We start from the raw sequence: 26983 nt of genomic DNA on the forward strand, positions 1-26983 counted from the left end.
TCTCCGAACTCCGACAGCAGGCGGCATGCACGCAGGAGGGCATGCACGATGCCTGACAGCAGGGGATGAGTGGTCATGCGGAACAAGGGCGGGGCATCGGCTTCGCACGAAGCCGCGCACTCCGGCTCCCTGGGAGAGATCTGCGCGCCGAACCAACCCGAGCCGTGCCCCTGACGCCGCCTCGGTGGCGCCGACGGCTACGCCTTGTCCGGTTCGCCGTCCAGGTGCTCGCCGAAGAAGCGCTCCACCGCGCTGAACAGGGCGATCGCGTTCTCCGGGTTCTCGACGGCGTGGCCTTCGTCCTCCATGACCATGTACTCGACCGGGACGCCACGTGCGCGAAGAGCCTCGACCATGTTGTCGGACTCGGTCTGTGCCACCCGGACGTCGTTGGCTCCCTGGGCGATGAACAGCGGTGTGCGGATCTGGTCCACTCGGCTGATCGGCGAGCGGGCCAGCATGTCGGCCTCCTGCCGCGGATCCGCCGGATCGCCGACGTAGCGGTACCAGTTGACGGCGAGGTGGGGTCGGACGAAGTCCGGCTGGCCGCGCATGAATGCGGCGAGGTTCGAGATCCCGACGGCGTCGACCGCGGCGGCGAAGACGTCAGGGGTGAAGGTGACGCCGACCAGCGACGCGTAGCCGCCGTAGGACGCGCCGATGATCGCCACCCGGTCCGGATCCGCGTACCCCTCATCGATGGCCCATCGCACCCCGTCGATGAGGTCGTCGTGCATCTTGCCGGCGAACTCCCCGATCGCCGCCTTGGTGAAGGCCTTGCCGAATCCGGCGGATCCGCGGAAGTTGACCTGCAACGTCGCGTAGCCGCGGTTGGCGAAGAGCTGCGCGACGGGATTGAACCCCCAGCTGTCCCGCGTCCAGGGGCCGCCGTGGACGCACAGGACCAGCGGCAGTCCGGCCGGCTCGATCCCCACGGGCAGTGTCAGGTAGGAGGGGAGCGGAAGGCCGTCCCGCGAGGTGATCGTCACCGGCGTCATCGGCGCCAGTGCCTCGGGATCACGATGCGGGAACGGCCGGTGGAGCAGGCGGCTCTCGCGCGTGGAGTGGTCGTAGTAGTAGGTGACGCCAGGATCGCGGTCGTGGGTGAAACTGACGACCCAGCGCTGCTCGCTCTCGTCGGACGACACCGCGGCAAGATCACCGTCGGACAGCTTCGTCACGTTCTCCAGCACCGCGGCGAAGTGCGGATCCAGCGCGTGGATCACCTGCCGTTCCCCGAGGTAACGCGCACCGATCAGCTCCCCGGTGCGCCGGCTGCGGATGAGGGGCGCCGGAAGGTGGGGGAAGACCTGTGCTCGCGTATCGAGGTCGTGGACCGGGTGGGAGTCGACCTCCGTCTCCTCGCCCGTGGCCAGGTCGAGGCGGACCAGGCGGGTCCGGTCGCTGTCCCGGTTCGAACCCAGCCACACGCCGGTCCCGTCGGGCGTGACCTCCATCGGACAGATGCCCATCGGATAGTCCGTGCCGTCGAACAGGGCGACGCGGCGCAGCGTGCCGGTCGCCGCGTCCCAGCGCGACAGCTCGATGTCGCCGTCCTCGGTCACGTTGGTGGCGAAGGGGTCTCCGCTGCTGCTGTACAGCCAGAAGCCGGCGGCGCCGGGGCTCTTCGCGAGGGTGCGTATGTCACCGGTGGCGATGTCGAGCTCGAAGAGGTCGAACTCGGCACTGCTGCGGCTGTTCGACAAAAATATCGCCTTCCCCGGGCGCTCGGGGGGCAGATCCAGGCCCATGATCCGCGCGCCGGGGAAGGGAGTGAGGTCGATCGCCGCAGCGTCCGGGTCTTCAAGGTCGACGCGGTACAGGTGCACGTTCTCGTCACCGCCCTCGTCCCGTGTGTAGAGCAGCCACCGCGGATCGTCCGTCCAGTGGTAGCTCTGCAGACCGCGGTCTTCGGCGGTCACGCGCCGCGCGTCCCCGGGCGTGTCAACGCTTTCGATCCACACGTTCAGGCGGTTCTTCCAGGGCGCCAGGTAAGCGATCTTGGTGCCGTCCGGCGAGAGAGAGGTGCGCGCACGGAGGGGGGAGCCGAAAAGCTCCTCGACGGTGATGGTGTCCGGCAGTGCCATGTCGATCCTTCCCATAACCAGCGGTTGTTCAGGGGGACTGGGTGACGGGCAGCCGGAGATGTTCGACAACCACCCTCCTGTCACTAAATGACATTGTCACTAAGTGACACCAAAAGCAAGTCGCCAACCCGCCCACACCGCCCCGGAACGGTGACACCGCCCCGAAGCTCGGATCCAGGCCGGTGGACCGAGGGGTGCGGCCGGTGGGCCGAGGGGTGCGGGCTGGTGGACTGGGCGGGTTCACTCTTCGTGGAGCCGTGGCGGGAACCAGTCGCTCGGTCTGGAGGTCTCGGGTGGGACGAGACTGTTGAACCGGGCGAGGTTGCCGGAGTGGCCGCAGGCGGATGACGCTTGCACTAACTGTCACTTAGTGACACCGTCACTAAGTGACAGTTGTAACGTCTATCGAGGAGTTGATTTTTCGTGGCGAACCAGACGGAAGCAGAGGGTCACGAGCGGGGTTCCGGGCCCTCCTCGCCCGAGAAGGGCGCAGGCGAGGCCGACAGGGAAGTGGCGGGCGAGAAACCGCTGGGGTCCAGGGCGCCGCAGTACGTCAAGCGCTCCCGGACGCTGCACCTCGGCTGGCAGGCCGGTGTCTTCGCGATCGGCCTCGCCGTCGTCGTCGCCGGCGTGATCATGCTGCCGCTGCCGGGCCCCGGCTGGCTGGTGATCTTCGCCGGAATGGCCATCTGGGCCACCGAGTTCGTCTGGGCGCAGCTGGTGCTCCGCTGGACCAAACGTAAGGTCGCCGAGGCCACCCGGCGCGCCCTGGACCCGCGCGTCCGCCGCCGGAACATCACTTTGACCGCGGTCGCCGCCGCGATCTGCGCCGCACTGTTGTCGGTGTACCTGTGGAAGTACGGCTTCGCCATGCCCTGGGAGATCAACCGCTGAGCTCAACACTCGGGGCTCCGCTTCGGGGGCGAGAATCTCCGTCCCCGCTCGCCGGATTCGATTCGGCGAGGGCGGACCGCCTGTTCCGGACTCGGCCTACGACGTCCCCTCTGCGGAAGTGCCCCCAGGGCAAGCGCGTCGGCGTCCGTGCGGCCCGCAAAAGGAGCCGAGTCCGGTGAACGTTTGGGTCGCCGAACGCTTGGGTCGCCGCCGATGGGACATCGAGCCGGTCGTGTCCTGACTCACCGGCTGCCGCCGCTCATCGGCTGTCGACGGCTCAACCGCCGATACGAACGCCGCCTTCGCGACTGCCGGGCCTTCCCCGGCCTCGCCGCGGCCCTCCGCTGCCGGCGGTCGAACGGTTGCCGCGACGGGCGGCGCGCCCCGCTGAACGCAGAGATGTGACCCTTCTGCGCGGCTCGTGGATCTTGCCAGGTATGCCACTTAGTGACAATATGCCACTTGCTGACATATGAATGCATGCCGCGACGAGGTGATCTGCGTGACAACGAGAGCGCGCCATGCAAGTGGGATGAGTGAGCAACGACGCCACCGGCTGCGCCTGGAGATCTCGCGTGAGGCCTCGCGCCTGTTTTGGGAACATGGCGTCGCTGCGACCAGCGGGGACCAGATCGCCCGGGCCGTAGGCCTGTCGACGCGCACTGTCTGGCGTCATTTCCGCAGCAAGGAAAGCTGTGCCGAGCCGATCGTGACGCAGGGGGTGGAATGGGAGATGGCCGTGCTGCGCGGATGGCCGCGTCATCTCTCCCTTGAGGAGCACTTCGCCTCGGAGGTCGACAAGTACGATCAGGATGCCGATTCCGCCGATACCCTGCTCGCGATGAAGATGATCCGGCTGGCCGAAAACGAGCCGTCGATCCGGACGGCCTGGCTGATGGCCTGCGATCAAGTGGAACGCGAAATGATCGCGATCGTCGCAAAACGGCTGGCGCGTCCGGTCGACGACATCGGGGTGCGGCTGCGCGGAGCGGCTGCTTCTGCCGCTTTTCGGGTCGTCAACGAGGACATCGGCGCCGCCGTGCTACGTGGTGCCGACCCCCGGGAATTCGCCGACGTGTCCCTACGTGTCGCACATGCTGTACGCAACGCCGTGGGAGGCGACATCGGAGATCCGGTATCTCCTGAACCAGACCTCCTGGACCGGCCTTTCTGAATCACTCCGGCCTCGTCCACGAACAGCCGGCGTCCACGAACAGCCGGTGTCCCGCCCGCCGAGGAGGGCGGGCGGGGACGTGGGTCGTGCGGGCCGGTCTACGGCTCGGTGCCGTAGACCAGGGACCCGTTCACGTAGACGGTGATCCGCGACATGTCGGCGTACGACGTACCCGTGCCGTGGCTCCAGTCGTCGTCCTCGGCGAAGTTCGACCAGTCCGTCTTGTTCAGCCGTAGCTGGATGTCGCCGGTGTTCGCCCCCGCGGCCAGGCTGCCGGAGGAGAACGAGACCTGCGCGTAGTGGTCGGCGCCGGTCCTGGCGGACGACAGCGCCGTCACGGAGGACTTCACCGTCGAGCAGCCGAGCTGCGCGTAGTCGCACGAGGTGGAGAACGCGGACGCGCCGGACTCCTTGGTGAACCAGTACCGCACGGTGACCTTGCTCAGGTCGGCCGCGGACGTGCCGCTGTTCACCAACCGCAGGCCCGGCTTGATCTGCGAGTCCCTGGGGGCGGAGTCGTTGTTCTTGTACTGCGCCTTCAGGCCCGACGTGCCGCCCGGACCCGACGCCTGCGTCGTCGCCGGCGTGGCGGAGGAGGCCGCGGAGACGTTGCCCGCTGTGTCTCGTGACCGCACCGTGTAGCTGTAGGAGGTGGAGGCCGTCAGGCCCGTGTCGGTGTAGGACGTGGCACTGGTGCCGCCCGCCTTCACGCCGTTCCGGTAGACGTCGTATCCGGCCACGCCGGTGTCGTCGGTGGAGGCCGACCACGCCAGGGAGACGCTGTCCGCGGTGGTGCCCGAGACCGTCAGACCGGCCGGAACGCTCGGCGCCCGGGTGTCGCCGGGCTCGCCCGGGTTCTCGCCGCCGTCGCCGACCGCCGGGTAGGCGTTGGCGAGGAGCTGGCGGAACTGGGCCGGGAACCAGTGGCCCGCGAGGGGGGCGTCCGCGAGGGCGCCGCTCATGTTGTAGCCGTTGCGGCCGTTGCCGGTGTACGTCGGGTCGCACATCCGGTCGAAGCCCTTGCCTTCGTCGTTGTCGATGGCCTTGCTCGAACCATCGGACTCGCCCGGCGGCTTGGCCCACACGTACGCGTCGATGCCGGTGGCGGGAGCGGCCTTCGGGCGCTCGCCGAGACCGGCGCCGGACTGGTTGCACCAGTTGCCCGCGTGGATGCGGCGGTCGACGCGCCCGCCGTCGACGTACGCGTCCACGGACGTCGTGGGGCCGGGGCCGGAAGGCCGCTGGGAGCCGCCCCAGCCGTTGCGCGCGGTGTCGACGAGCATGCCGATGCCGGAGTCGAAGCCCTGGGCGACCAGCGCCGAACGCAGCCCCTGTGCGTAGGTCTTCTCATCCACGTACTGGTTCCAGTCGATCCACTTGGACTGGCGCACGGTGGTGCCGTTCACCGTGTCCGTCACTTTGACGTTGGGCTCTTCGAGTGCGGAGTAGTTGGCGGTGTTCACGATGAAGCCGTGCACATCACCCACGGTGGCGCCGTTGGTGGTGGCGGCCTTCTTGAACTCCTGCGCTGCGGGGACGAGGTTGCTGTCCCAGCCGAGCCAGCCGTGGTGGGCGGCGTCGACGTAGTTGTAGACGTTGGGGATGTCGCCGAGCGAGGCGAGGGCGTAGCCGACGCCCTTCTCGTAGTTCCCGTTCGCCTTCATCGTCGCGCACGCCTCCGTGGAGCCGTCGGTGCCGCCGGCGTTCGTGACGAGGTTCGGCAGCGAGTCCGGCTCGATGAGTGTGACGATGCGCAGGTTCGCGTACTTGGAGTCGCGGAGAATCGAGGCGATGGGGTCGATGTAGTCGCTCTGGTAGCGGCCGATCTCCGTGGGGCCGAGCTCGCCGTTGGAAGCGAGGGCGGCGCAGTCGCGTCCGGGTAGGTCGTAGATGACGACCTGGACGAGGTCCGCGTCCTGTGCGAGCGCGGTGTCGAGGTGGGCGCGCAGGCCCCGTGCCTCGGAGCTGCCCTCGATGGCGGCGATGCGGTCCATCCACACGAAGGTGGGCTGGTCGGCGATGGCGTCCCCGCCGGGCTCGGCGGCGGCCTTGGCCGACCAGTCGGGGTTCACGTAGGGGGTGGCGCCGGCATACGGGTTGTCGACGCGCGCAGCGGCCTGAGCCGGTGCGGTGAGGGCGCCGAAAGTCAGGCCGGAACCCAGGAGAGCCACGACGAGACCGAGCGTGGCGACGCGTCCTCCGCGTCGACGCCGCGGGTCTGTGCGCGGACGTGCGGCTCGGGCGTCGTGCCGAGCTCTTCGGCGTAACGACAAGGCGTGCGTGAACATGCTTGCTCCTCACATGACGAAGCGGCAGTGCGGTGAGTGGAAGTGCGTCCGGTGCTGTGGTGCGGCGGAACGCGCGTCGTCCTGTCCTGGAGACGCGGACGGGACGCAGCGGAATCACACGGTGCTGTAATGGGAGCGCTCCCAAAAAAATCGTCGGAGAGCCGCGTGGTGTCAAGACTTGAAGGGACAACCTCTCCGAAACACGCCCCCGCCCCGCGGGGCCCGCAGGCCGCTTCCGTCGGGCGTCGGCACGTGGTTCGCGCACGCCACAGGCGGTGCGGAGGCGGGATATCAGGTTCCGGGCACAGGGGGCGGGTTCAGGCCACGGTGAAGGCGCCGGGGGCCGGGGACACGAGGGGTCTGAACGCCTGCTGCTCGTGCCGGTTGAACCGGCGCGAGCAGCAGGGGTGGTGAGGCTGCGTCAGGCGACGGCGGTTCCCTCAAGTTCGACCATCTGGCCGGGGATCGCCAGTCGCGTAACCCCGAGCATCGTGGAGGTCGGCGCCACTCTGGCGGCGCCCAACCGCGCCGCCAGCTCGCCGTAGTGCTGGAAGAGCAGATCGACGTCTGTCGTGTAGACGTTGAGCCGGACGAGGTTCGCGAGAGACATGCCGGCCTTGCCGAGCACGGCCTCCAGGTTGTCGATGCTCAGCCTCAACTGCGCCGCCATGTCGCCGTCATGCTGGGGTTTGCCGTCGCCGCTCATCGCGGTCTGCCCCGAGATGTACAGGGTCCGGGTGTGCCCGGAGACGACCTCTCCCTGGTTGAAGCCCATCTCCACCGACCACGTCACCGGGTTGACCACCGTTCGTTTCACTGACACGTCAGCTCCATTCGATTCATCGATTCATAGGGGTACGTACGGCGATCGGCTCGGTAGCCGTCGGCTTCGACGTCGCGTCAACGAGTCTCGCAACAAATCACGACACCCTCAGTCACGTATTTCCGTTAGCGTTCTGGTATGCGCGCCGACCGGCTGGTCTCACTGGTACTGCTGCTGCGCCAGCGCGGCCGGCTGACCGCGGACACGCTGGCCCGTGAGCTGGAGGTATCCACCCGCACCGTGCTGCGCGACATCGAGGCGCTGTCCGCGGCCGGCGTCCCGGTCTACGCCGAACGCGGCCGGCACGGCGGTTTCGCGTTGTCGCCCGGTTTCCGGACCGAGCTCACCGGGCTGAACCACGACGAGGCCCTCGCCTTGCTGACCGCCGGATCGGCGCGCGGCGAGCAGGCATTCGGCCTCAGCTCGGCGCTCGCCTCAGCCATGCGGAAGGTGGTCGACGCACTGCCCGAAAGCCACCGGGCCACCGCCAGCGACGCGACCCAGCGATTCCTCCTCGACCCGGAGACCGACCTGCTCTCACGCCGGCTGGTCACTGAGGAAGTACCCGACACCACAATGATCGAGGTCCGGCGCGCGGTGCTCGCCGGACACAAGCTGCGTATCCACTACGCGGCCACGGACCAGACGCCACAGTGGCGCACGGTGGACCCGATCGGCCTGGTGACCGTCCGCGACCGGGGCTATTTGCTGGCCACGAGATCCGGCGAGGACCGCACCTACCGGCTGTCGCGGGTGTTGGCCGCCGAGGAACTCCCCGAAACGGCACAGCGACCGAACCAGGTCGATCTGGACCGGATCTGGCGGGAGCGCTCCGCGCAGTTTCTCTCCGGCGGCGACCACATCACCGTGCTGGTACGGGTGAACCCGGCGCGGCGGGAGGACCTGTTCGACACCGCGCTGGCCGTCCGCTCAGAAGAACCCGACGCAGACGGCTGGCTGCGGCTGAAGGCGACCTTCCAAGACTCACGACACGCCGAATGGGCGCTGTGGCAGCTCAGCACGGACGCGGAAGCCCTGGCCCCGCAGTCGTTGCGCACCTCCCTGCGCAACCGAGCCGTCGCGATTGCCACCCGCTACGGAGACTCATCCTGAAACGGACCTGGCGACCTCTCAGGTCATAGACGTGCGGAGGACGTCGCAATGCCGCGGACCCCGGACGGACGGCCACGGCCGAATCGAGCTGACGATGTTCCACGCGCTGCCCCGAAGGCATCGTCGTCGGGCCGGCCGAGCACCTCAGCTGAAGGCTGCCGGAGGGGCCGTGCGCCCGAAGCTCATCCGGACCTCTGCGCCTGGGAGCTGCACCGGACCAGGCCGACGGTGCCGTCCCGTCGGTCCGCAGCGGCACGCGGGTCCGACCCCACCTCGGTCGGCTCCTCGCCACGGCCGGCTTGCGACTTCATCCAGGGCCGTGGCCGGACTCCACACGCCAGCGGGCCCCGCTACTCTCGCTGACGCCCCGCAAAGGTGTACCGGACGGCAGATCGCGGCTCTCGACGCGCCACCGCCAACCACGCACGAGCTCGTCGGGCCTCACGTCCTCAGCAGGGCCGCGAGGCTTTGGTGCCGCTCATACAGCTGCGGAGCGTGGCGGCGCAGAGCGGTGTCCAGCCGCGCGAGTTCCGTGAGCGCCGCCTGTTTCGAGGTGAAGACCAGGAGGGTCGCGGCGGCGGCCTTCTCCTGGTTCTTGCTCCGAAAGGCCGCCGGGACTGCCTTGCGCGCTCCGTCCCACAGCACTGCTTCGACGATCCAGGCCCGCGATGAAGCGGGTTGCTGCGTGTAGAGAGAAACGGATTCCAGCCGGTCCCACGACACGTTCCACTCGTACGTGTTGAAGCGGAAGGCCAGGCCCTGCGGGGACACCGCCACCACCGAGTCGGCCGGTTCCTTCGCCCTACGCAGGAGGAAGACGCCGAAAAGGCAGAAGAGACCGGCCACGGCGGCGCTGATGAGGAAACCGCCGAGGGTGGGCGCCCCGTCCGAGAAGGTGCCCATCACCACGGTCAGCACGGCAACGGCGAATACGCGGTTCGCACCGCTGTTCACCGGTACCGGGCCGCGAACCTCAACTGCCCCGTCCCGGCGTCCGGCTCTCGCCGGGCCCGGCGCGGTCCGGCGCGGTCCTGGGGGCGTTGTGGTCGAGGAGGCCGCCAGAGGGGTCCTCATCGGGTGGCGGGGGTGCGTAGTCGGGGCTGGGGCTTGCGCTGGGGCCGGGGTTGGGGCCTGCGCTGTGGCCGTACGCGTGGCCGGCCCGTCGCCGTGCAGCAGGTCCTGCAACCCCTCGGCGCCGGGCCGTCGTTCCGGATCCTTCTCCAGGCAGCGGGCCAGGACGGGCCGTAGGAGGGGCGGCACGCCATCCAGCTGCGGCACGTCGTGCACCACCCGGTAGAGCTGCGCCGGCACACTGCCTTCTCCGAAGGGCCCTTCCTTCGTCGCCGCGAAGACGAGGACGGCACCGAGGGAGAAGATGTCGCTCGGGGGGCCGACCGGCGCACCCGATGCCTGCTCGGGGGACATGAAGCCCGGTGTGCCGATGACCATCCCGGTGCTCGTGAGTGCGGTCGCGCCCTCCGTCGCCTTGGAGATGCCGAAGTCGATCACGCGCGGTCCGTCCGCCGTCACCAGGATGTTCGACGGCTTGAGGTCACGGTGGACCAGGCCCATTCGGTGGATGGCCTCCAGCGCTTCCGCGAGGCCCGCGGCCAGTGCGCGCACGTCCGACTCGCTCATCGGCCCGCGTTCCGCCACCAGTTCGGACAGACTGGGGGCCGGAAGGTAGTCGCTGGCGACCCAGGGAATGGTGGCCTCGGGATCGGCGTCGACCACGGGGGCGGTCCAGAAGCCACCTATCGCTCTGGCCGCCTCGACCTCGCGCCGGAAGCGGGTACGGAAGGCGGGATCCCCCGCGATCTCGGCCCTGACGACCTTAACCGCCACGCGCCGGCCACTCCGCGACTGCCCGAGGTATACCCGGCCCATGCCGCCCTCGCCGAGCCGAGCCGTGAGCCGGTACGGGCCCACGGCTCTCGGGTCGTCAGAAGTCAGTTCCTCCACGCTTCCCCCCAACCGCAGCGGTCCGACACAGCATGCCCGCTTCGGTCCAGGTCCTGCTAAGGGTTCGCAGAACAATCAGTTGCTGTCGGCTGGAGCTCCGGCCGAGCTGAGACGGCCGGTTCGCCCAAGTGCGGGACCTTCAACTCGCGCCCATCAAGCGGTACATACCGATCGAGTCGTGCGTGGTGGTGTCCGCGAAGCCGAACTTCTCGTACAGGAAACGCGCCGGGCCGTCGGCGATCAGTGAGACGTACGCGGTGGCGGGCGCCCGGCGTTCCAGCTCTTCGGTGAGCGCGGCCATGATGCGCTTGCCGAGGCCTTGCCCCTGGTGTGCGGGGTGCACGCATATGTCGACGACTTGGAACGCGGTACCTCCGTCACCGATGATCCGGCCCATGCCGATGGGCTCGCCCTCGTGGTGGAGGACCACGCCGTACCACGTGTTGGGCAGGGCGAGCGCGACCGCCTCGGGGGTCTTGTCGGAGAGTCCCGCGTCGGTGCGCAGGCGGCGGAAGACCTCGACGGAGGGCACGCCCGCACGCAGCTCGTAAGGGTCACTTGAGTCTGTCATGTATTACATGTTAGAGGGTGTGCGGTGGAGGTCGCGACTCGATCCCGCAAACAGGGCCGTGGCGGTTTCGCCGGGGCGCACGGGCATCCGTAGGGGCTTTTGGCTCGGGCCTGTGGCCCTACCGTGGCGTCGAGCCGGTCGAGCCGGTCGAGCATCCGACGCGGATGGGGCACGAGTACGTCGGCATCGTCGAGGAGGTCGGCAACGAGGTCACCCACGTCAAGCCCGGCCAGTTGTCGTCGGCTCCTTCGTCGCCTCCTGCGGCACCTGCTGGCCGCCTCCGGCGTGCTGGGCACCGGATGGTTCGGCGTGGTGGCCGCTCAGCGGATCGGCGTCGTCTGGGCCAGGGCGATGCGCCAGTCGTCGCCCTGGCGGGTCAAGACGTAGGTCATGGCACCGACCGAGGGCAGCTCGGACGAGCCCTCCGCTTCGGACCGTTCGTCGTGGACGGTCTTGGTGAGGCTGACGACAGCGACGTCCGGGGTGGTGAACCGGATGTCGTCGACCTCCAGCGAGGTCCGGACGTCCTTGAGCGGGGAAGAGAGCGCTTCGGTCATGGCCGAAGTGAAGGCCTCACGCCCGAAGAGGCGCCGCCCGGCCAAGTTGACGATCACCAAGTTCGCGGTGTGCAGCGCAGGCAGCACGTCCGGGTCGATCTGCGCCTCCTGGGACCGCGCGACCAACTCACGGATCCTCTGCTCGTCGGTGTCGTTGGCGGGGAGAGTGGAGCTCGTGGTGTCCATGGGGGAAACCTAGGACTTCAACTTGAGTTGAAGTCAACTCCTCTCGCCGACCTGCCAGTTGCCAGGTGTCCTCACGGGCAGCGACGCGGGTCTTCGCCGGGCGCGGGGCCGTAGTGACAGCTATGGCGACCAGGTGACATCTATCGCGACCGGTCACAAGCGTTCGCGCCCCTCACTCGACGTTCGGCGAGAACGCTCAGGCTTCGCTGTGAGAGGTCACCTTGGCGGCGGGGTCCGGGGTGCTGTGCCGGGTGGACGCCCACAGCACCAGCCCGAGGCAGCTGAACGCGGCACCCAGTGCGCATACGGCGCTCCAGCCGGCCACCGTGTAGAGGGAGGTCGCGGCGATGGCGCCGGTGGCGCTGCCGATCGAGTAGAAGACCATGTATCCGCCGATCAGCCGGCTGCCCGCGTCCGGGCGCAGCGCGTAGATCAGGGTCTGGTTGGTGACATGGACCGACTGCACGGCGAGGTCGAGAAGGATCACCCCGACGGCCAGGGCCCACAGTGAGCTGCGGGCGAAGGCCAAGGGCAGCCACGAGGCGGCGAGCAGTGCCAGGGCGATGCCGGTGGTCCGCCGGGAGAGGCCGCGGTCGTTGAGGCGGCCCGCCACGGTCGCGGCCAGGGCGCCGGCGACACCGATCAGTCCCAGCGCCCCGATCGCGCTGTGGGACAGGAAGTACGGGGCCTCGCTGAGCGGCAGCGCGACGCTGCTCCACAGGGTGCTGAAGGCGGCGAAGACCAGCAGAGCGAACAGGGCCCGGAGCCGCAGCAGTCGCTCCCGTGCGAACAGGGTGATCGTGGAGCGCAGGAGCTGTCCGTAGTGCGGGGTTGTCGGCGGGGCGCCACTGTGGCGCGGCAGTACTCGGTACAGGACCAGGGCGAGCAGAGCGGTGAGCGAGGCCGAAGCGAGGTAGACGGAGCGCCAGCCCGCGAGATCGGCCACGAGGCCGGACGCGGTGCGGGCGAGCAGGATTCCGATGACCACGCCGCTGGTGACCAGCCCGACGACCCGTCCGCGCCCGGCGGGAGGGGCCAGTGATGCCGCGAAGGCAACCAGCGTCTGCGTGACGACCGCGAGAAGCCCCGTCGCGGCCATGCCCGCGAGCAGGATCACCGCCGTGCGGGCGGTGGCCACCACGGCCAGCGCCATCACCAGGAGCAGCAACTGGGCCACGACGAGCCGTCTGCGGTCGGCCACGTCGCCCAGCGGCACGAGGAAGAAGAGCCCCAGCCCGTATCCGACATGCGTGAGGGTGACCACGCTGCCGACAAGCGCCGGGCTCATGGCGAGGTCGTGGCCCATGGTCACCAGGAGCGGCTGGGAGAAGTAGACGTTGGCCACCGCGGCCCCGCAGGCGACGGCGAACAGTATGACGACGCCACGGGACAGGGCGGACGCGGAACCTTCCCCGCTTCGGGCCTCGGCCGCTCGTGTCACCGCCTCACCGTTGCCGGACATCAGCATCCCTCCGCGCATCTGGTTTCATCTTGCTACCAATCACGACGGCGACGGTAGCCGTTTTTGGTAGCATGTTGCAACCGTTGTGAACGCCAGAATGAGAGGGAGGGACGCCATGGTGACCAGGACGCGCTTCGACGACAGCGAATGTCCCGTCGCCCGGTCGGTGGACGCGATCGGCGACTGGTGGTCCCTGCTGATCGTGCGGGACGCCTTCGACGGAAGCCGGCGCTTCGGCGAGTTCCAGCGCAGCCTCGGCGTGGCGAAGAACATCCTCATCGCGCGCCTGCGCACCCTGGTCGCCGGCGGTGTCCTCGAATCCGTCCCCGCCTCGGACGGCAGCGCCTACCGCGAGTACGTACTGACTCCGAAGGGCGAGGCGCTCTTCCCCGTCATCGTGGCGCTGCGGCAGTGGGGCGAACAGAACTTCTTCGCCCCCGGCGAACCACACTCACAGCTGGTCGACCGCCAACAGGGACATCGCCTCCGCGCACTGGAAGTGCTGTCCGCGGACGGGCGACGGCTGAACCCCGACGACACCACCGTCCACAAGATCTCCCCCCAGTGATCTGAGCCGGAGACCCGGTGCCGAGACGCCGCCTGGCCGATGATTCCGAGGCCGGGTGGGATGAACGGCGCGAAGGGGCGCGGCGCGTGCTGCGGAAAGCGTCCGAGGCCACCGGCCAGTCACCTCGCACATCGCCCTGTGCCGGCCGGGTTTGGGCCGGTGCTCACGGCTCGGAACGCCGACTCGGAACGCCGACTCGGGCGTGCGGAGTTCAGCTTGGAGGCGTTGAGGGCACCGCCTCGCAACGCATGGGAATGGCTGCGCGACCGATCGGAGCCCGGGCAACAACGAGCGCGAGGTACTGACGCCGGCCACACGGTGCGAGGTACTGACGCCGGCCACACGGTGCACGTACGTTTTCCGAGTCCGGGCGACACTGGTTGCGTGATTGTCGAACGCGCGTATGCCCATCTCTCCTCGTACGACGAGGAAACCTGGCCTTGGTCGGTGCCCTGCGTCCGACAGCTGCTCAACGAAGGGCTGCGGTTCACCGCACCGGTGACCTTTCTGGTCGGTGAGAACGGCTCGGGGAAGTCGACCCTGGTCGAGGCGTTGGCGGAGGGGTTCGGCCTGGACTCCTACGGCGGCTCCCACGACTGGCGCTACGCTTCCCCGCGCGGCAAATCGACCCTCGGCGAGCGTCTGAAATTCGACGCCGCCTCGGGGCGCGGGCGCCGTATGGTCACCAACTGGTCAGCCCGCAAGGGCTTCTTCCTGCGTGCCGAGACCGCGCTGGACGCCCTGGGCAGGGAGGGGTTCTCGCCGGACGACGTCAGCCATGGTGAGGGCTTTCTCGCGGCGTTCCGCGGGAAGTTCCTTCAGGCCGGGCTCTATGTTCTCGACGAGCCGGAGGCAGCGCTCTCCTTCTCTTCGTGCCTCGAGCTGATCGGGCACATCGACCGGTTGGCCAAGGAGGGCGGCCAGGTCATCTGTGCCACGCACTCCCCGTTGCTGACCGCACTGCCGGGCGCGGACATCATCGAGGTCGGTGAGCACGGTATACGGAGGGTCGCCTGGCGGGAGCTCGGCGTCGTGGATCACTGGCGCCGCTATCTCGCCGACCCGCACGCCTATCTGCGGCACATCGTCGAACCGTAGGCGGGTCCCCCTCAGCGCTCGTCACATGGGCGATGCAGAGGACCCGACTCTCGGCGTTTGCCAACAGGCGTGCTGACTTGCCAACTGTGCTGCGTCGTCACACCGCACACGACACCGCACACGCTGCCTTCGCCGGCGAACGCTCATGACAGCGTGCTGTTCTGACCGTTGCTGGAGACCCACCCCGGCTGTAGGGCCCCGCGGTTGGTGTCGGAGGCAGGGCGGATCAGCGCAGTCCGGCGAAGAGATCGTTCTCCGGTACGGCGGCGCCGGTGGCGTCCTTGACACGTACGAAGGTCTCCATGCCCATCAACTCGCCGAACCTCTCCTTGCCCATCTTGAGGAAGAAGATGTTCTCGCCCTGACTGGCGTGCGCGGCCAACGCGTCGAACTTCTGACCGCTGAACGCGGTGGTGTCCACCCACGTGGTGATCTCATCGTCGGGGAGGCCGATCTCGGCCATCGCGGCGGTCTCGGCAGGATCCGGCTCCGGCATGTCCTCGTGAAACTCGCGCATGATCTCGCCGAACCGCTGCATCATCGAGCGGGGCATCGTGGTCCAGTACACCTTCGGTGTCAGCGTGGTCATCTCCAGCGCCGCCATCGTGATGCGGTGGGCCTGGATGTGGTCGGGGTGGCCGTAGAAGCCGTTCTCGTCGTAGGTGACGACCACATCGGGTCGGTAGTGCCGCATGAGTTCCGCGAGTCGGGCCGCGCCTTCCTGCACGGGGGTCTGCCAGAAGGATCCGGGGGCGTCGTTGCTCGACCAGCCCGCCATCCCGGAGTCGGCATAGTCCAGCATCTCCAGATCGCTGACCTTCAGGACGTCACAGCTCGCCTTGAGTTCTTGACGGCGCATCAGGGCGACGGCCGACGAATCGTGCCCGGGATCGCCCGGCTTGGCACCCCCCGTTCCGTCACCGTAACCGCCGTCGGTACACGTCACGAGAACTGTGCGGATGCCTTCCGCCGCGTACTGCGCGAGGACCCCTCCGGTTCCGGTGGCCTCGTCGTCGGGGTGGGCGTGTACTGCCATGAGCGTCAAGGGCCGGTCAGTCATGAAACAGTCCTCCTGCGGAAATATGTCTTGATCCAAAATGCGCGGCGGGCGTACCGCGATCCTGGGGGCCGGATCCTGGCGGAACGGACGACCTTGTGGTCTCCGTGTTCCCCGCCCGTGCGGCGCCGGTCCCTCGGTCCATGCAACGGTGCCGCCGGGACGGCTGTTCCCGGCGCGGCAGGTTGGCCGGCGAGCGCACCCGTGGCGGCGCACATCCGTGCAAGGGCTGGACCGTGCACCCACACCCGGAAGCCATCGTCCCGGTTGGCCGCGCCATCAACCCCGGCTCCAGCACGAACGGGGCCGGAGAAGCCGAAAGGGCTGGGTTTCGCTTGCCCGGGCCGTGGGAGATCAACCACGGATCTCACCCAGGTGTCGCCCCAAAACCCCAGGTCACAAGGGTGCCGAAGGATCGGCCGGGTTAAACAGGCGCGCTTGCCTCACCAGCCTGCGGGGCCAGGAAGATCGTGCGAACGGCGTCGGGCGCTGGCGATCCGACGGCGACGAGCGCCGTACGCGGCACAGGGACGGCAGGCTCCCGAGAGTATCGACAACATCAGGCCGCCAGTCACGCACGGTAACGCTTGCGGGAGGTTGTAGCCGCGAGCAGCACGCCGTTGATGCGCCACAGCCGGTCATCCTCGCGGATCAGGCCCGCGCCTGCGGGGAGCGCCACCCCGAAGAATGACGGGTTAGCCGGTCGGACGTGTTCCGGAGGCGGCCACGGTGGGCCGCCGCTCGGGGCGCATGGCCAGGACGAGTACCGCCGAGCCGGCGAAGAGGCCCACGGAGACGAGGCCCGTGACGTGCAGGCTCACGGTGAACGCCGCCCGTGCCCCGCGCAGCAGCTCCGCGCCCTGCTCCGCGGGCAGGTGCCGGGCGGCGGCCACCGCACCGGCCAGCGAGTCCGAGGTCCCGTGCATCCGGTCGCGGTAGACCACGGTGGCCACCACACCCAGCAGCGCGAGGCCGAGCGAGCCGCCGAAGTAGTTGCCGGTCTCCGACATCGACGCCGCCGACCCCGCGCGCTGCGGCGGTACGGACCCGATGACCAGCCCGGTGCCCAGGGCGAACAGCGGGCCGGTGCCCAGCGCCAGCACGGTGATGCCGGTCATCACCAGCGGCAGGGCCCACGCGCCGTCGACCCCGGTCAGCAGCAGACCGCCGAGCGCCGACACCCCCAGGCCGCCGGCGATGGCGGTCGTCCGCCTCACGTGCCGGGCCAGCGCCGGTGCGGCCATGGTGCCCACCGCCACGCCCAGGCCCATGGGCGCGAACAGCAGCGCCGATGTGGCCGGTGAGAAGCCCAGCACGCTTTGGAGGTACTGGGTCACCAGCAGGCCCGTACCCGCCATGGCGACACCCGCGAGGACCAGCGCGACGAGTACGGCGGTGAACGGGCGTCCGCGCAGCAGCCGCAGGTCCAGCAGCGGTGTCTCCAGCCGCAACTGCCGCCGTACGAACAGCGAGCCGACGAGGGCACCGACCACGAGGGCCGCGCCCGGCACGGCAGCCGCGCTCCCCACCGCCAGCTGCTTGAAGCCGTAGATCATCAACAGCACCGCCACCAGCGACAGACCGACGCTGACCGGGTCCAGCCGTCCGGACCGCTCGCCGCGGAACTCCGGCAGCAGCGTCGGCCCGGCGAGCAGCAGCACCGCCATCGCCGGCACCGCGAGCAGGAAGACCGAGCCCCACCAGAAGTACTGGAGCAGGAATCCGGCGAGCACCGGCCCGAGCGCCCCGCCGGTGAACTGGCAGGTCGCCCAGATCGCGACGGCCTTCCCGCGCTGTCGCTCGTCGCGGAACATGTTGGTGATCAGGGCGAGGGTGGACGGTGCCAGCGTCGCACCGGCGACGCCCAGCAGCGCACGCGCGACGATCAGCATCAGAGGGCTGACCGCGAAGGCGGCCACGACCGACAACACCCCGAACGCCGCTCCGCCGGTCATCAGCAGCCGTCTGCGGCCGATCCGGTCGCCGAGCGTGCCCATCGTGATGACCAGGCCCGCCACCACGAGCCCGTAGCTGTCACTGATCCACAGCTGCTCGACGCCGGAGGCGCCGAGGTCCGCGCTCAACCGTGGCAGCGCGAGGAGCAGCGCCGTCATGTCCAACGCGACGAGCAGTGTCGGCAGCATGAGGACGACCAGCCCCAGCCATGCCCGGTTGACTCGCATATCCGAAACTCCCTGTTCTCTGCGTGTGTCGTCGCTCGGTCGGAGCTGCCCCGGGGTTCTTGACATCGCTGAGGGAGGGATTTTCGGTGAGGGCGGGATTCCCGCCACCCGCGCGGATCCTTCGGCGGAGCACAAGATTTCCGGCGGAGGATGTCAAGACGGCGGCGGCGGCTCCGACCAACCGGTCGAAGGGCCCGCCCGGGGCTCGCGCACCAAGAGGAGTACGAGATGCAGTTCGTGATCAGCATGCACATCAACCCGGCCGTGCTGGACGCCCTGACCGACGAGGAGAAGGCGGCGGTCGGCGACGGCCACAGCAGGTTCATCGAGGACTTGAAGAAGTCCGGCGAGCTGATCACCACGCAGGCGCTGGTCGACCCGTCGCAGGCCGCCGTGGTGTCCGTGCGCGACGGCCAGCCGGTGGTGACCGACGGCCCCTTCCTGGAGTCCAAGGAGTTCCTGGGCGGCTTCTACCTGATCGACTGCGAGGACAAGCAGCGGGCGGTCGAGCTGGCGGCGCGGATCCCGGACGCGGCGATCGAAGGACTGGGGATCGAGGTGCGGCAGGTGATGTTCGCCGACGGACAATTGGAGGCATGACAGCCCCAGCCACCGAGGACCTGCTGCGTGAGCTGACGCCGCAGGTCCTCGGCACGTTGATACGCCGGCACGGCCGGTTCGAAGGGTGCGAGGACGCCGTGCAGGAGGCCGTTCTCGCCGCCGCCGTGCAGTGGCCGGCCGAGGGGGTGCCCGACAACCCGCGTGGCTGGCTGGTGACGGTCGCCTCCCGGCGGCTCATCGACCAGCTGCGCAGTGAGCACGCGCGGCGCGAGCGGGAGTCGGCCCTGGCCGGCGAGATCGTGCCCGAGCAGGTGCCCGACCACGACGACACGCTCGTCCTGCTGTTCCTGTGCTGCCATCCGACGCTGACCGCGGCCTCCCAGACCGCCTTGACGCTGCGGGCGGTCGGCGGCCTGACCACCGCCGAGATCGCCCGTGCGTTCCTGGTGCCGGAGGCCACCATGGGGGCCAGGATCAGCCGGGCCAAGCAGCGCATCAAGGCCGCCGGCAGCGCGTTCGGCCTGCCCGAGGGCGCCGAACGCGAGGAGCGGCTGCGGGTCGTCCTGCATGTGCTCTACCTGATCTTCAACGAGGGCTACACCGCCTCCTCGGGCAGCGAGCTGCACCGCGCGGACCTGGCGCGCGAGGCGATCCGGCTGACCAGAACCGTGCACGTACAGCTGCCCCGAGACGGCGAGGTGAGCGGGCTGCTCGCGCTGATGCTGCTGACCCACTCCCGCCGGGAGGCGCGTACCACGACGGCCGGCGACCTGGTGCCGCTGGACGAACAGGACCGCACGCGGTGGGACCACGAACTGATCGAGGAGGGCATCGAGCTGGCGAAGGTGTCGCTGGCGGGCCCGCACCTGGGGCCGTACCAGCTACAGGCCGCCATCGCCGCCACGCATGCCGCCGCGGCCACCGCCCAGGAGACCGACTGGCCGCAGGTGCACGGCCTGTACCTGATCCTGGAACGGATCGCGCCCAACCCGATGGTCACTCTCAACCGGGCGATCGCACTGGCCGAGAGCGAAGGTCCGGCCGCGGGGCTGGCCCTGCTGTCCACCCTGGACGCGGACGAGCGGATGGCCGGACACCACCGGCTGCTGTCCGTACGGGCGCACCTGCTGGAGCGGACCGGCGACCCGGCGGGGGCGTACGAGCACTACCGGCGCGCCGCGAAGGCCACCGCCAGCCTCGCCGAACAGCGCTACCTGGAGACCCGGGCCGGCCGGGTGCGCCCCACCTAGGCTCGGGGCCGCCCGCCGCCGGCCGTGACCCCCACGCGTCCGCCACCTGCCCCCGTCCCGACCGCCGACACCACGCCGACACCACCCGGAACGGGACCAAACGCAGGTTCGCTTGGGCCCGCGGTAGCGGTCGCCGCAGACCGCGGGCTGGTCCTCGGTCCTGCGGATATTGATCGGTCTGGTCTGCTGGCAGAGGCCGCAGAGCCGAGGCGGGGACATGTAGCAGCTCGAACAGGCCGGCCCGGCCTCGGTGTTGGCGTTCGCCGGCCGCAGTCTCCCGCAGTGGACGCACTCGTGTTTCGGCTTGGGGGTGCACTGAAGGATGTCGCAGAGCGCGACGAGGGTGTCCATGCTCATCCGCTGCGGCGGCTGGGTCACCAGCCGGTAGACCTGTTCCCGTGACAGGGTGATTCCGCGTTCGGCCAGCAGCGGCACCAGGTCGGAGGTCTGGAACATCTGGCGCTCGGCCATCAGTTGGCGGAGCTGCCACTGGTAGCCCATCTTCTTGATCACGGCATCACGTTCCAGTCTTCGCCCAGTCGGTTCCTCATCGATGCTTCCAGCAGCGTGTTCCGGTACTCGTTGGAGACCCCCATGCAAATCGCCGTGGTTGAGGCGTGGGAGTGACCGACCTGCTCTTGAACAAACCAGGCTGAATACCCGAGTTCGGTCAAATGTGTGATGTGGCTGTGGCGAAGACAGTGCAGGTCGAGGTCCTCGTCGAGGCCGGCGTCCTCGCGGGCCGTCATGAATGCTTCGTTGATCGACCGGGGCGACAACCGTCCGACCCGCTCGGTCACCCAGAGCGCGGGATGACGTCCGGGCGAGAGGTACGGCCGTATCTCGGTCACCCACTCGTTCAGGACGTCGACCGGCCAGTCCATCTCCGGGACCATCAGCACGGTGCGGCGCTTGGGCGGCGCCCCCTTCGACGCCTTGCCGAAGCGGACCATCATGCTGCCGTAGCCGCGGATCTGCGGAGCTTTGCGGTTGCGCCGCAGGTCGACCGGATCGACCTTGGACGACTCCGTCCGGCGCGTGCCGTAGGCGTAGCTGGTCTTGAGGACCGCCGCGCCCCGCAGGGCCGTCAGGGCGCCCTTGCGACCCTGACCCCGGAGCTTGCCCGGCCGGGCGTCGGCGGCGTCGAAGAGGGCCTGGACCTCGTCGTAGGTCAGCGGGCGCCGGCGCGGGTCGCCCTCGTACTCGACCGTACGCAGGATGGAGTTGCCCTCATGGAAGACCTGCTGAGGGGCGCACGCCGACTACGGAGGACAGCTCTCCTTCGGTGCGCCACCCGGTCGATTCTGATCATGTTCGCAAACGTACAGTTCCGGCATGAGTGATAGCCGTGCAGAGATCCAGGACCTCAATAGTCGCTACGCGATCGCTTTCGACTCCGGGCAGCTTGACGAGTCCGTCGACTGTTGGGCCGAGGATGGCACCTTGGACGAGACCGAAACTGGCTTCGGCTTGTTCGAAGGCCGCGAGGCGATCCGCGTCTTCTTCCGCGACACCCTCATGGCCAACTCCACGAACGTCGTCCACATGATGTTCAACCACCTGATCACCAGCATCGAGGGTGACCATGGTGAAGGCAGGGTCAACTGTCTCGTCGAGATCGTGAAGACCGATGGCAGTTACGCGCGCGCCCACGTCACGTACAGCGATCGCTACGTCCGGGTCGCAGGCCAGTGGAAATTCGCCAGCCGCGTCGTCACCTCGTCCTTCCCGCACGAGGCACTCACGAGCTGATGCTTGGGTACCCGAAGCGGACATCCTCGGCGTCCTGAGCAGCCCGTGACTCGCGGCCGAGTGACCGCGGTCGACGTCAGCCGCGGCGCGATCCGCACGGTCATCGCCGACCTCGGCCCCCCGCCCAGATCTGAGTCCACCTCCCGATCCCGAGGGGCAGCCCAGGGGCATTCCGCACGTTGGAACATCCCGCTGTACCAGCAATTCCCTTCGGACAGCGGGTGGCCAGGCCGGGCCACTGCTTCGTGCCGCGAGGTAGTGGGCCCAGCTCTCGTTGGCGAGCTGGGCCCATCTGTGTGCGGTGGCCGGGTGGATGCCGAACAGGTCGGCCACCACGATCGGTGGAGTTGAACCTGGTGCTGACTGATCACGCACTGGTTGTATCCGATGCGATACCGCTCGTTCCCAGCTAATGCCACTGCTGGACGCTATCCCGTCCGTCCGCGGCCGGGTCGGTCACCCGCGGTGCAAGCCGGACTCACTCTTCGCCGACCGCGGCTACGCTCCGCTCCCACAAGTCGTCTGACACGATCCACGGTGAAGTCCCCACGACGCGGACAACGTCCAACCCGCTCGCCCGCCCGCCAGGCACGGGCACCAGGACCGTTGGTGCCGGGCTCGTGGCGCGGCCCTGGGCGGCCTTCTTTGAGGCCGTTGATCCACTGGCTGATGTGATCGCGTGTGATCTTGTTCGCGCGATCCGAAACGGCCAGGTCACGGAACCACGGGGTCATGTGATTCTCAATGAACCGCTCATAGTTGGTGCGAGTATGCCCGGATATGTCCATAAGTAGCTCTACGTACTTGCGAGCATAGGCGGGGAACAGCTCGTCGGCAGGGCACTCAGGCTCGCTCGACTCAACGAACCCCTCACCCTTGACCCGGCCGGGCGGCCATTGCTGTCCGTGACCGTTCACCAGGTCGCGGAAACGGTTCGCCGCCGTCTCATCGTCGAAGGTTTCGCGCCCCCATTGCCCGGTTCGGGAGCCTCCGCCGCGCCAGACGACCGTGTAAGAGCAGCCTCCGTGCATGAGTTGATTGGTCTTGATTGAAGCCATGGAGGCCATCGCACGAGGGGTACGTGTGGCGCTTGTGTGGCGCTCGTTTCAACTCGGATGGCCGATGGCGGCGTCTCCGCAGGTCAGTACGTTTTCTGTTGGTGGGGCGGGTGGGACTCGAACCCACGGCCGACGGATTATGAGTCCGCTGCTCTAACCGGCTGAGCTACCGCCCCGTAACGGCGCACCGCGCACATCTGTGCGCGCCGTCTGCCGCAGCATAGCTGCTCATAAGATCTGCCGCCTGCGGCGGGGGAGATCTACGCAGGTGAGGACCCACGGAGGGGGGTGATCGGTTCCCGATCCCGCTCAACTGCCGTGCCGGACAAGGAAGAACGTGCCCAGGGAGCGGCAGGGCACAGAAAAAGGGCCCCCGGAGGGGCCCTTTCGGGTGGTGCTCCCGCGACTGGACTCGAACCAGTAACCTGCCGGTTAACAGCCGGCTGCTCTGCCGATTGAGCTACACGGGACCGCTTCGCCGGTCGCGCTCCCCGTGCTGGGGGCGCTCCCTTGCGGTGAGGAATACATTAGCGCATGCCAGGGGGTGCTCCGAAATCGGTATTGCCTCCGCCTCAGCGCGGTACCCCATAGGCGGCGGCGAACGCCGAGAGGCACCGAGACAGGCATCAGATGCCGAAGGAAGGGGCTAACCATGCGCTACCGGCTCACGTTCGTATCCGGACTGGCTGTCGGCTATGTGCTCGGCACCCGTGCGGGGCGCGAGCGCTACGAGCAGATCAGGAAGGGTGTCCGGAGGATGGCCGAGAACCCGGCCCTACGTAACGTCAGCGAGGCGGCGGCCCTCAGCGGCCGGGAGGCGGCCTCCAAGGCGGCCGACGTGGTCGAGCACCGGCTCCCCTCCTCGGTCGGCGACCGCGTCCGCTCCGTACGTGACCGCCGTGACCACCACGACGGCGAGTACCGCGCCCGCTCCGGCGGCGACTGGGGCGCGGAGGGCCGCTGAACCTCTCACCGCCCGGAGGCGCTGGGCGGGCGGAGTCGCGGGTGGGGCCCGGGCGGGTTCGACCGGCCCTGGCCGGGGCCCGTCGGGGCCCGCCGGGGCCCGGCGGGCCCGGACGAGGCTGATCCCGGGGGCTGAGTGGCGGGCCGCACCGGCTTCCGGCCCCGGCCCCGGCCCCCGGGCCACGGGCCGGGCCCGAGGGCTAGCCGGGCAGCTTCGCGCGTCCGCTTCGGGGGCCGGCGGCCTCCAGGAGGGGGGCCAGGAGGTCGCCGTTCGCCTCGATGCGGGACGGTAGGTCCGAGGTGAGGAAGACCAGGTCGTCGGGGGTACGGGCGGCGGTCAGCTCGTCCCAGGTCAGGGGGGTCGAGACGGTGGGGCGTTTCTTGGCGCGCAGCGTGTAGGGCGCCGCTGTGGTCTTCGCGGCGTTGTTCTGGGACCAGTCCACGAAGACCTTGCCGGGGCGCAGGTCCTTGGCCATCTTGCTGACGGCATGGTCGGGCAGGTCCGCCTCCGCCTCGCGTGCCAGCTTCTTCGCGTACGCGGAGACCTCGTCCGAGTTCGTGGGCTCGATGGGCGCCAGCAGGTGCAGGCCCTTGGAGCCGGAGGTCTTCGGCAGGAGGGTGAGGCCGTCCCGCGCGGTGCGCTCGCGCAGCCACTCCGCGAGCGTGCGGCAATCCAGGATGTCGGCGCCCTCGCCGGGGTCGAGGTCGAAGACGAGGCAGTCGGCCTCTGCCTGGTGGCCGACCCGCCACTGGGGGGTGTGCAGCTCCAGTGCCGCGAGGTTGGCCGCCCAGATGAGGGTGGCCTCGTCCTGGATGAACACCTGGTGCAGCGGCGTCCTGCTGACGACCGTGATCTCGTGCGTGGTCACCCAGTCGGGCGTGCCGCGCGGGACGTGCTTGGTGAAGAACCTCTCGGCCTCCACCCCGTCCGGATACCGGAGGAAGGAGAGGGGGCGTCCGTCGAGGTGGGGGAGGATGACGTCGGCGACGGAGGCGTAATAGTGGATGGCGTCACCCTTGGTGAAGCCCGTCGCCGGATAGAGCACCTTGTCGAGGTTGCTGAGGGCCAGACGGTGGCCCCCGATCTCCGTATGCGGCATACCCTGAGAGTCCCATAGAAGGGACAAAGTATGCGTTCCATCTGGAAAGGGTCCATCTCTTTCGGGCTGGTCACGATCCCGATCAAGGTGGTGTCCGCCACCGAGAACCACAGCGTCTCCTTCCACCAGGTGCACACGTCCGACGGGGGCCGGGTCCGCTACCGCAAGGTGTGCGAGCTGGATGAGGAGGAGGTACCGCGCGAGGAGATCGGCAGGGGCTTCGAGACGGGGGAGGGGACGACCATCCTGCTGACCGACGACGACATGGCGGCGCTTCCCCTCCCCACGGCCAAGACCGTGGAGATTCTCGGCTTCGTACCCGCCGAGGAGATCGACCCGATCCAGCTGGACCGCTCGTACTACCTCGCCGCCGACGGCAAGCGCGCGGACAAGCCGTACGTGCTGCTGCGCGAGGCCCTCACGAGATCGGGCAAGGTGGCCGTCGCCAAGCTGGCGCTGCGAGCCCGCGAGAGCCTGGGGATGCTGCGGGTGTACGAGGACGCGCTGGTGCTGCACACCATGCTGTGGCCGGACGAGATCCGCCCGGTGAGCGGCGTCGCTCCCGAGGGCCAGGTCAGCGTGCGCGACGCCGAACTGGACCTGGCGGACACCCTGATGGAGACGCTGGGGGAGCTGGAGTGGAGCGACCTGCACGACGAGTACCGCGAGGCGCTGGAGCAGCTCGTCGAGGCCAAGGCCCAGGGTGTGGCGCCGCGCCCGGAGGAGCTCCGCAAGGCGGAGGGCGGCTCGGGCAAGCTCGTGGACCTCATGTCGGTGCTGGAACGCAGCGTGCAGGAGGCGAAGAGCGGCCGGGGGGAGGGCGGCGAGGCGACCGTGCACGAGCTGTCGGAGCACCGTGCGGGCAAGACCGCCGCCAAGAAGACCTCGTCCAAGAGGACCGCCAAGGAAGCCCCGTCGAAGAAGACCGCCGCCAAGAAGAGCGCGTCGAAGAAGACGGCATCCAAGAGCGCGTCGAAACCCGCCGCCAAGAAGACCGCCGCCAAGACGGCCACCAAGACGGCCACTCCCAAGAAGTCCACTCCCAAGAAGTCCGCGGCCAAGAAGACAGCGGCGAAGACGAGCGCGGCGAAGAAGGCTTCCCGGCCGCGTAAGACCGCTTAGGACCCGCCGCCGAGGCCTGTGTCGACGAGGGACGTGTCGACGAGGGACGTGTCGTCCAGGAGCGCGCCGTCCGGGTGCGGGTGCGGGCCGAGCTCAGGGTGCGGGCCGAGCTCAGGGGTGCGGGTCGGGCCCGACTCGTTCCCGCTGCCCGGGGGCGCGGCCGGCCGGGAGGAAGAGCACCGAGTTCACATAGCGGCGATGGGGCGCCAGGGAGCGGCGCAGCAGCCCGTGCTCGGCCACGTGTGCGGTGCGCCGCTGGTGCGCCGCCAGGTCGAAGTCCGCCAGCGGTACCCAGGCGCGCGCCGGCAGTACCCAGCCCGTGTAGCCGAGCGAGGACAGCAGCGTGAGCACCGGCGAGAGCGGCTGGATACGCAGCTCCAACTCGATGAACAGCGCCGGTTTCTCGCGTCTGAGGGTGGTCTCGGCGCCGTGCAGGACGGCGAGTTCACTGCCGTCCACGTCGATCTTGATCAGGGTGACGCCGGTCAGCCCCAGCTCGTCCAGCGGCAGACAGGGCACGTCCAGGGCCGTGTCGTGCACCTCGCGGCGTACCAGCGAGGACACGCCCCGGTCGCCGCGCCCGTCCGGGGGCAGCCACAAGGTGGCCGTTCCGGAGCGGTCGCTGGCGGCTGCCTGGAGGATCTCCGCGTTGGGCGGGGTGGCGGTGCGCAGCCGACGGGCGAGGTGGGGGACGGGCTCGATGGTGACCACCCGGTCGGCGCGGCGCGCCAGCCGACGGGTCCAGGGCCCGTACCAGCCGCCGATGTCGACCGCCGTACCGCCGCGCGGACAGAAGTCGGCCAGGCGCCGCAGCTCGGGCTCGAAGCGCGGATACAGCAGGTCCGTCACCAGGGTCAGCAGGCTTCCCGGCAGGTGGGGGCCGATGCGGGACGCGAGAGTCATGAGGGGGGATCCTCCGGCTGGTCCGGGTCGCCTTCGCCGTTGACGCGCTCAAGGAGGTGGCGGTGCTCCTCCTCGGCGACCGGCTCTCCGGAGGACGGAAGGAGCTGGGGGATGCCGTCCACGATGGGGTAGCGGCGCCGCAGACGGGGGTTGTAGAGCGCCTCCTCGGGCTGGAGCAGGGTGAGCGGGCCCTTGTCCAGGGGACAGGCGAGGATCTTGAGGAGGGGGTCGTCGGCGGAGAAGCGGGGCAT

General features: G+C 69.1%; 23 protein-coding genes, 2 tRNA genes and 3 pseudogenes. 12 read left to right on the forward strand and 16 right to left on the reverse strand.

Features of this window, described 5'->3' with window-relative positions; translation table 11 throughout:
* Positions 1–197 precede the first annotated feature (197 nt).
* Positions 198–2087 carry a S9 family peptidase gene (locus OHB04_RS28815; RefSeq protein ID WP_326690556.1) on the reverse strand — a complete coding sequence of 630 codons (1890 nt, stop codon included), beginning with the start codon at positions 2085–2087 and terminating at the stop codon, positions 198–200.
* A 423-nt stretch (positions 2088–2510) separates the two neighbouring features.
* Between OHB04_RS28815 and OHB04_RS28820 the strand changes: the two genes are divergently transcribed.
* Positions 2511–2981 (forward strand): TIGR02611 family protein, encoded by a 471-nt coding sequence (locus OHB04_RS28820; RefSeq protein ID WP_326690557.1) that lies wholly within the window; start codon positions 2511–2513, stop codon positions 2979–2981.
* Between the two features lie 532 nt (positions 2982–3513).
* A complete protein-coding gene (locus tag OHB04_RS28825) occupies positions 3514–4155 on the forward strand; it encodes a TetR/AcrR family transcriptional regulator (RefSeq protein WP_326690558.1) in 642 nt (213 codons plus the stop codon).
* Positions 4156–4253: 98 nt separating this feature from the next.
* Here the strand turns inward: OHB04_RS28825 and OHB04_RS28830 are convergent, their stop codons facing one another.
* Positions 4254–6443, reverse strand: coding sequence for a glycoside hydrolase family 6 protein (locus OHB04_RS28830; RefSeq protein ID WP_405803482.1), 2190 nt, complete (start codon positions 6441–6443; stop codon positions 4254–4256).
* A gap of 421 nt (positions 6444–6864) precedes the next feature.
* Positions 6865–7260, reverse strand: coding sequence for a RidA family protein (locus OHB04_RS28835; protein ID WP_326809541.1), 396 nt, complete (start codon positions 7258–7260; stop codon positions 6865–6867).
* A 144-nt stretch (positions 7261–7404) separates the two neighbouring features.
* On the opposite strand from OHB04_RS28835, the gene OHB04_RS28840 reads away from it, so the two are divergent.
* The gene (locus OHB04_RS28840; protein ID WP_326808614.1) at positions 7405–8379 is read left to right on the forward strand and encodes a helix-turn-helix transcriptional regulator; all 975 of its coding nucleotides are present in this window, start codon (positions 7405–7407) and stop codon (positions 8377–8379) included.
* 441 nt (positions 8380–8820) lie between these two features.
* On the opposite strand, the gene OHB04_RS28845 is transcribed toward OHB04_RS28840, so the two are convergent.
* The gene (locus OHB04_RS28845; RefSeq protein ID WP_326808615.1) at positions 8821–10341 is read right to left on the reverse strand and encodes a serine/threonine-protein kinase; all 1521 of its coding nucleotides are present in this window, start codon (positions 10339–10341) and stop codon (positions 8821–8823) included.
* A gap of 139 nt (positions 10342–10480) precedes the next feature.
* The gene (locus tag OHB04_RS28850; protein WP_326808616.1) at positions 10481–10912 is read right to left on the reverse strand and encodes a GNAT family N-acetyltransferase; all 432 of its coding nucleotides are present in this window, start codon (positions 10910–10912) and stop codon (positions 10481–10483) included.
* Between the two features lie 101 nt (positions 10913–11013).
* Here OHB04_RS28850 and OHB04_RS28855 point away from each other — a divergent pair.
* Positions 11014–11183, forward strand: a pseudogene (locus OHB04_RS28855) (alcohol dehydrogenase catalytic domain-containing protein); the annotation flags it as partial.
* A 49-nt stretch (positions 11184–11232) separates the two neighbouring features.
* Here OHB04_RS28855 and OHB04_RS28860 read toward each other — a convergent pair.
* Positions 11233–11655: an SgcJ/EcaC family oxidoreductase gene (locus tag OHB04_RS28860; protein WP_326690563.1), complete on the reverse strand. Its 423-nt coding sequence runs from the start codon at positions 11653–11655 to the stop codon at positions 11233–11235.
* A gap of 196 nt (positions 11656–11851) precedes the next feature.
* Positions 11852–13123, reverse strand: coding sequence for an MFS transporter (locus OHB04_RS28865; protein WP_326809542.1), 1272 nt, complete (start codon positions 13121–13123; stop codon positions 11852–11854).
* A gap of 109 nt (positions 13124–13232) precedes the next feature.
* On the opposite strand from OHB04_RS28865, the gene OHB04_RS28870 reads away from it, so the two are divergent.
* A complete protein-coding gene (locus OHB04_RS28870) occupies positions 13233–13685 on the forward strand; it encodes a winged helix-turn-helix transcriptional regulator (RefSeq protein WP_326690564.1) in 453 nt (150 codons plus the stop codon).
* Between the two features lie 384 nt (positions 13686–14069).
* On the forward strand, positions 14070–14783 hold the full coding sequence (locus OHB04_RS28875; RefSeq protein WP_326690565.1) for an AAA family ATPase: 714 nt from the start codon (positions 14070–14072) through the stop codon (positions 14781–14783).
* Between the two features lie 226 nt (positions 14784–15009).
* On the opposite strand, the gene OHB04_RS28880 is transcribed toward OHB04_RS28875, so the two are convergent.
* Both OHB04_RS28880 and OHB04_RS28885 read right to left on the reverse strand, forming a co-directional pair.
* Entirely contained in the window at positions 15010–15843 is an 834-nt protein-coding gene (locus tag OHB04_RS28880; RefSeq protein ID WP_326690566.1) for a PIG-L family deacetylase, read from the reverse strand.
* A 692-nt stretch (positions 15844–16535) separates the two neighbouring features.
* A complete protein-coding gene (locus OHB04_RS28885) occupies positions 16536–18023 on the reverse strand; it encodes an MFS transporter (RefSeq protein WP_326808617.1) in 1488 nt (495 codons plus the stop codon).
* 228 nt (positions 18024–18251) lie between these two features.
* Here OHB04_RS28885 and OHB04_RS28890 point away from each other — a divergent pair, with 228 nt between their 5' ends.
* Complete coding sequence (locus OHB04_RS28890) at positions 18252–18623, forward strand: YciI family protein (protein ID WP_326690568.1); 372 nt, start codon at positions 18252–18254, stop codon at positions 18621–18623.
* Entirely contained in the window at positions 18620–19834 is a 1215-nt protein-coding gene (locus OHB04_RS28895) for an RNA polymerase sigma factor (RefSeq protein ID WP_326690569.1), read from the forward strand. The genes OHB04_RS28890 and OHB04_RS28895 overlap by 4 nt, the downstream gene beginning before the upstream one ends.
* Positions 19835–20140: 306 nt before the next feature.
* Here OHB04_RS28895 and OHB04_RS28900 read toward each other — a convergent pair.
* Positions 20141–20347 (reverse strand): annotated as a pseudogene (locus tag OHB04_RS28900) (helix-turn-helix domain-containing protein); the annotation flags it as partial.
* Complete coding sequence (locus OHB04_RS28905; RefSeq protein ID WP_326809543.1) at positions 20344–21054, reverse strand: tyrosine-type recombinase/integrase; 711 nt, start codon at positions 21052–21054, stop codon at positions 20344–20346. The gene OHB04_RS28905 and the pseudogene OHB04_RS28900, both read right to left, overlap by 4 nt.
* Before the next feature lie 115 nt (positions 21055–21169).
* Here OHB04_RS28905 and OHB04_RS28910 point away from each other — a divergent pair, with 115 nt between their 5' ends.
* Both OHB04_RS28910 and OHB04_RS28915 read left to right on the forward strand, forming a co-directional pair.
* Entirely contained in the window at positions 21170–21586 is a 417-nt protein-coding gene (locus OHB04_RS28910; protein ID WP_326690570.1) for a nuclear transport factor 2 family protein, read from the forward strand.
* Between the two features lie 403 nt (positions 21587–21989).
* Positions 21990–22088 (forward strand): annotated as a pseudogene (locus OHB04_RS28915) (IS5/IS1182 family transposase); the annotation flags it as partial.
* A 655-nt stretch (positions 22089–22743) separates the two neighbouring features.
* Here OHB04_RS28915 and OHB04_RS28920 read toward each other — a convergent pair.
* Positions 22744–22820 (reverse strand) — tRNA-Ile (locus tag OHB04_RS28920).
* Between the two features lie 221 nt (positions 22821–23041).
* Positions 23042–23114, reverse strand: a tRNA-Asn gene (locus tag OHB04_RS28925).
* A gap of 182 nt (positions 23115–23296) precedes the next feature.
* Here OHB04_RS28925 and OHB04_RS28930 point away from each other — a divergent pair.
* Positions 23297–23608, forward strand: a complete 312-nt coding sequence (locus OHB04_RS28930; protein ID WP_326690571.1) for a YtxH domain-containing protein — start codon at positions 23297–23299, stop codon at positions 23606–23608.
* Between the two features lie 199 nt (positions 23609–23807).
* Here the strand turns inward: OHB04_RS28930 and ligD are convergent, their stop codons facing one another.
* Positions 23808–24707, reverse strand: a complete 900-nt coding sequence (gene ligD, locus OHB04_RS28935) for a non-homologous end-joining DNA ligase (RefSeq protein WP_326808618.1) — start codon at positions 24705–24707, stop codon at positions 23808–23810.
* A gap of 30 nt (positions 24708–24737) precedes the next feature.
* On the opposite strand from ligD, the gene ku reads away from it, so the two are divergent.
* Positions 24738–25829 (forward strand): non-homologous end joining protein Ku, encoded by a 1092-nt coding sequence (ku, locus tag OHB04_RS28940; RefSeq protein ID WP_326690573.1) that lies wholly within the window; start codon positions 24738–24740, stop codon positions 25827–25829.
* 111 nt (positions 25830–25940) lie between these two features.
* Here ku and OHB04_RS28945 read toward each other — a convergent pair whose 3' ends face one another.
* Complete coding sequence (locus tag OHB04_RS28945; RefSeq protein ID WP_326690574.1) at positions 25941–26732, reverse strand: FkbM family methyltransferase; 792 nt, start codon at positions 26730–26732, stop codon at positions 25941–25943.
* Positions 26729–26983, reverse strand: coding sequence for a Trm112 family protein (locus OHB04_RS28950; RefSeq protein ID WP_326690575.1), 255 nt, complete (start codon positions 26981–26983; stop codon positions 26729–26731). Before OHB04_RS28950 ends, OHB04_RS28945 begins: the two co-directional genes overlap by 4 nt.

The organism is Streptomyces sp. NBC_01775 (assembly GCF_035917675.1).
Classification (GTDB): domain Bacteria; phylum Actinomycetota; class Actinomycetes; order Streptomycetales; family Streptomycetaceae; genus Streptomyces.